The organism is Bartonella senegalensis OS02 (assembly GCF_000312545.1).
In the GTDB taxonomy this organism is placed as follows: domain Bacteria; phylum Pseudomonadota; class Alphaproteobacteria; order Rhizobiales; family Rhizobiaceae; genus Bartonella; species Bartonella senegalensis.
In genome coordinates this window covers 1,069,114-1,071,864 of record NZ_HE997540.1, presented here as the reverse complement: position 1 = coordinate 1,071,864, position 2,751 = coordinate 1,069,114, and the positions used below count along the sequence as shown (strand labels likewise).

Genomic DNA, 2,751 nt, shown 5'->3' with positions numbered 1-2,751 from the left:
GGATGTTCAACGTTTTTAAAAACTATAGAAATCTTTTTACTCTTCTTCGTCAGTTTTTTGCGGCGGGGGTGGCAAGATATAAGAGCCCGAAAGCCATCGGTTAAGATCAATCGCTCGGCATCGTGTTGAACAGAAAGGATAAGCGTTTTGTTGCGCCATCTGACCACAAATTGGGCAAGGATGCGCAGGACGGATTAAGGAAACATCTGTTTGTGTTGAATTTGGCTCTGATTGCATTTGGTGCGTTTTTTTTACCTGCTCGCACACCTTACTTAATGTTTGTTCTGCTTTTTCTTGTTGATTTTTCTCCCCCCCTTTTATTGGTTTTTTATTCTGTTTCATTGGTTTTGCCAATCAATCCGTTTTTCTCAATGCATTTTTCCATTCCAATAAGGAAGAATTGGATAGTGATAAGCTGTGAGAAGATCCATTGTTTCAGCCAAAGGCAAGCCCACCACATTAGAGTAAGAGCCAGCGATATAAACAACAAAAGCACCAGCTTTACCCTGAATAGCGTATCCACCGGCTTTTCCCTGCCATTCTCCAGAATGGAGATAAGCTTCCATCAAAGCAGAGGTCAACCGTCTAAAACGCACACGACTTTCGACCAACTTTACGGTTATTTTTCCGCGTTCATTGAGCGCACAAACAGCACCATAGACCTTATGGGCACGTCCAGAAAGGAAGCGCAAACATTCATAAGCCTCGTCCTCGCTTTCTGGTGAGGGAAGAATAGTCCGCCCAACAGCAACCACAGTATCAGCAGCCAAGATGACCATTTTCTGTACTGATGCCTCTTCTTGGTTCTGTTGCCTACGCCATAGGAAAGTTTCTTGCGCCTTAAGAGCTTTTTCCTTTGCCAAACGTTTTGCAAGATTTGCGGGATGTTCTCTTAATTTTGCTGTTTCATCGATATTGGTTGCGTAAACCTGATCGGGATCAAGACCAATTTGTGCTAAAAGAGCCAAGCGACGTGGTGAAGCAGAAGCGAGCACCAACTGGATTTTCTCCAAAGAGTTTTCTCCCAAACAAGATTTTTCCAAGAAAGTTTTTCTTATGACGCCCATTGCTACCCCCTCAGAATAATTTTAAACGATCAGCTTATGCGTGTACTACTGATATTCTTTACTCACTTATATAACGCATTCCAAGATGGTTTTAATTTTCGCCTTTTTCATTTTTCGCTCTTAGAAGCAAGATAAAGGCTTTTAGGAACATTCTTTCTTTAGAGAAAGATGACAACCAAAGCGCACAGCTCATCCTCCCAAGCATCCTTTGTTCATCTTTACGCAGATCTGTGAGGATGCAGATCATACACACTGTTTTCCCTTTTTACAGATGAACTATTTATAGCGATATATAATACGGCCTTTTGTCAGATCATATGGGGTCATTTCGACCATGATTTTATCACCAGTTAACACACGAATACGATTTTTTCGCATTCTTCCAGCGGTATGAGCAATAATTTCATGATCATTTTCCAGTTTTACACGAAACATAGCATTAGGTAAGAGTTCAGTTACGATACCAGAAAATTCCAAAACTTCTTCTTTTGACATAAACAATCATTTCCTTTATAGAAAGTCGGTGCGTTTTTGAGTAGCACATTATTTTTCAGCGTTCATATCTTATTTTCTTGGTTTTGTGAACAAAAATTCAACAAAAAGAGCAGGTTTTTCTTTTTGTATTTGTTCTCTGACGCTTTCAAAAAGCTTTAAGAAATCTCTGTCCATGTCTTTTTGGATAGGTTGAGAGAGAACTCTCGAGCCTTTTTTAAAGCGGACTACGCTGCATTCCATTCCTTTTCTTCTTGTCTCTCTCCCATCGACATCGTACCTTAGCGACCTCCTCGTTTAGCACACTCTTCAGCCGCCTCTTTTTGCTGCTTCTCTCCATTCTGCTCTCCCCATCGCCATCACGCCCCATTGGCAACCACTCTTTCTCCAATCTCTCAAACCAATAATTTCATCATAAAATCACTTCATCCTCCACACCCCCATCCTTTCCGGCTTTTTTTCTCATGCAGCTCTGCGCTTTGCTCTCCACTACAGCCTCCAACCACCTCTCTTCCCATTGGACACAAAACCCCAAAAACCGTCTCACCAATACCCAATCCACAAAACTCCAAGCAACAACGGCTCTTCCGCCCTTCAGCGTACTTCTTCACCCCACTTTTCACGCATCACCCAATATACTCTCTCCTCACCACCGGCATCCAATCACAGCAGAAACAACCACACCGCCTCCCCCTTCACCCCACTCTTCACGCACTTTTCAAACAGCACACCCTCCAAGGCACTCTTTTTTCCATCTTTACAGCAGATTTGTAAGGACACAGATCACAGCCAATCCTTCTATTTTTTAAAGATTTACGCTTTATCGTTTTTACGATTATACAAAAAACAGTAAAATAAACTTGTGATAAAAACAGCGTTAAAATCCATTTGAAGCACACATCACAGAAAAGAAAAACACAGAAAATGTTCTCCTCTCATTCCACTCATCTACTTCTTTTTTTCTAGACTGCTCTCAGTTTATAGGCAAATTGTCGCTCACAATTCCCTCACCCAAAAAACCAATCTCACGATTTAATTTTGCCAAGCCCTATTTTTCTTCGTTGCAAAACAAGAAAAGTAAATTTTCATATGTTGTTCAACTCTGCATTTTTGCAAAACTGTTTATAAATTAAGAAACTTCTCTACCGGCATCCAACTCTACCGGAAATACCTCCATCGAAAAAAACACACC

3 protein-coding genes are annotated in these 2,751 nt (G+C 41.1%); all 3 read right to left on the bottom strand.

Features of this window, described 5'->3' with window-relative positions; genetic code table 11:
• Window positions 1-36: 36 nt before the first annotated feature.
• Complete coding sequence (gene yacG, locus BN200_RS04315) at window positions 37-342, bottom strand: DNA gyrase inhibitor YacG (RefSeq protein ID WP_034988952.1); 306 nt, start codon at window positions 340-342, stop codon at window positions 37-39.
• A gap of 26 nt (window positions 343-368) precedes the next feature.
• On the bottom strand, window positions 369-1,067 hold the full coding sequence (locus BN200_RS04310; protein ID WP_019221272.1) for a Maf family nucleotide pyrophosphatase: 699 nt from the start codon (window positions 1,065-1,067) through the stop codon (window positions 369-371).
• A gap of 276 nt (window positions 1,068-1,343) precedes the next feature.
• Entirely contained in the window at window positions 1,344-1,562 is a 219-nt protein-coding gene (gene infA, locus BN200_RS04305) for a translation initiation factor IF-1 (protein ID WP_019221270.1), read from the bottom strand.
• Between the last annotated feature and the right edge of the window lie 1,189 nt (window positions 1,563-2,751).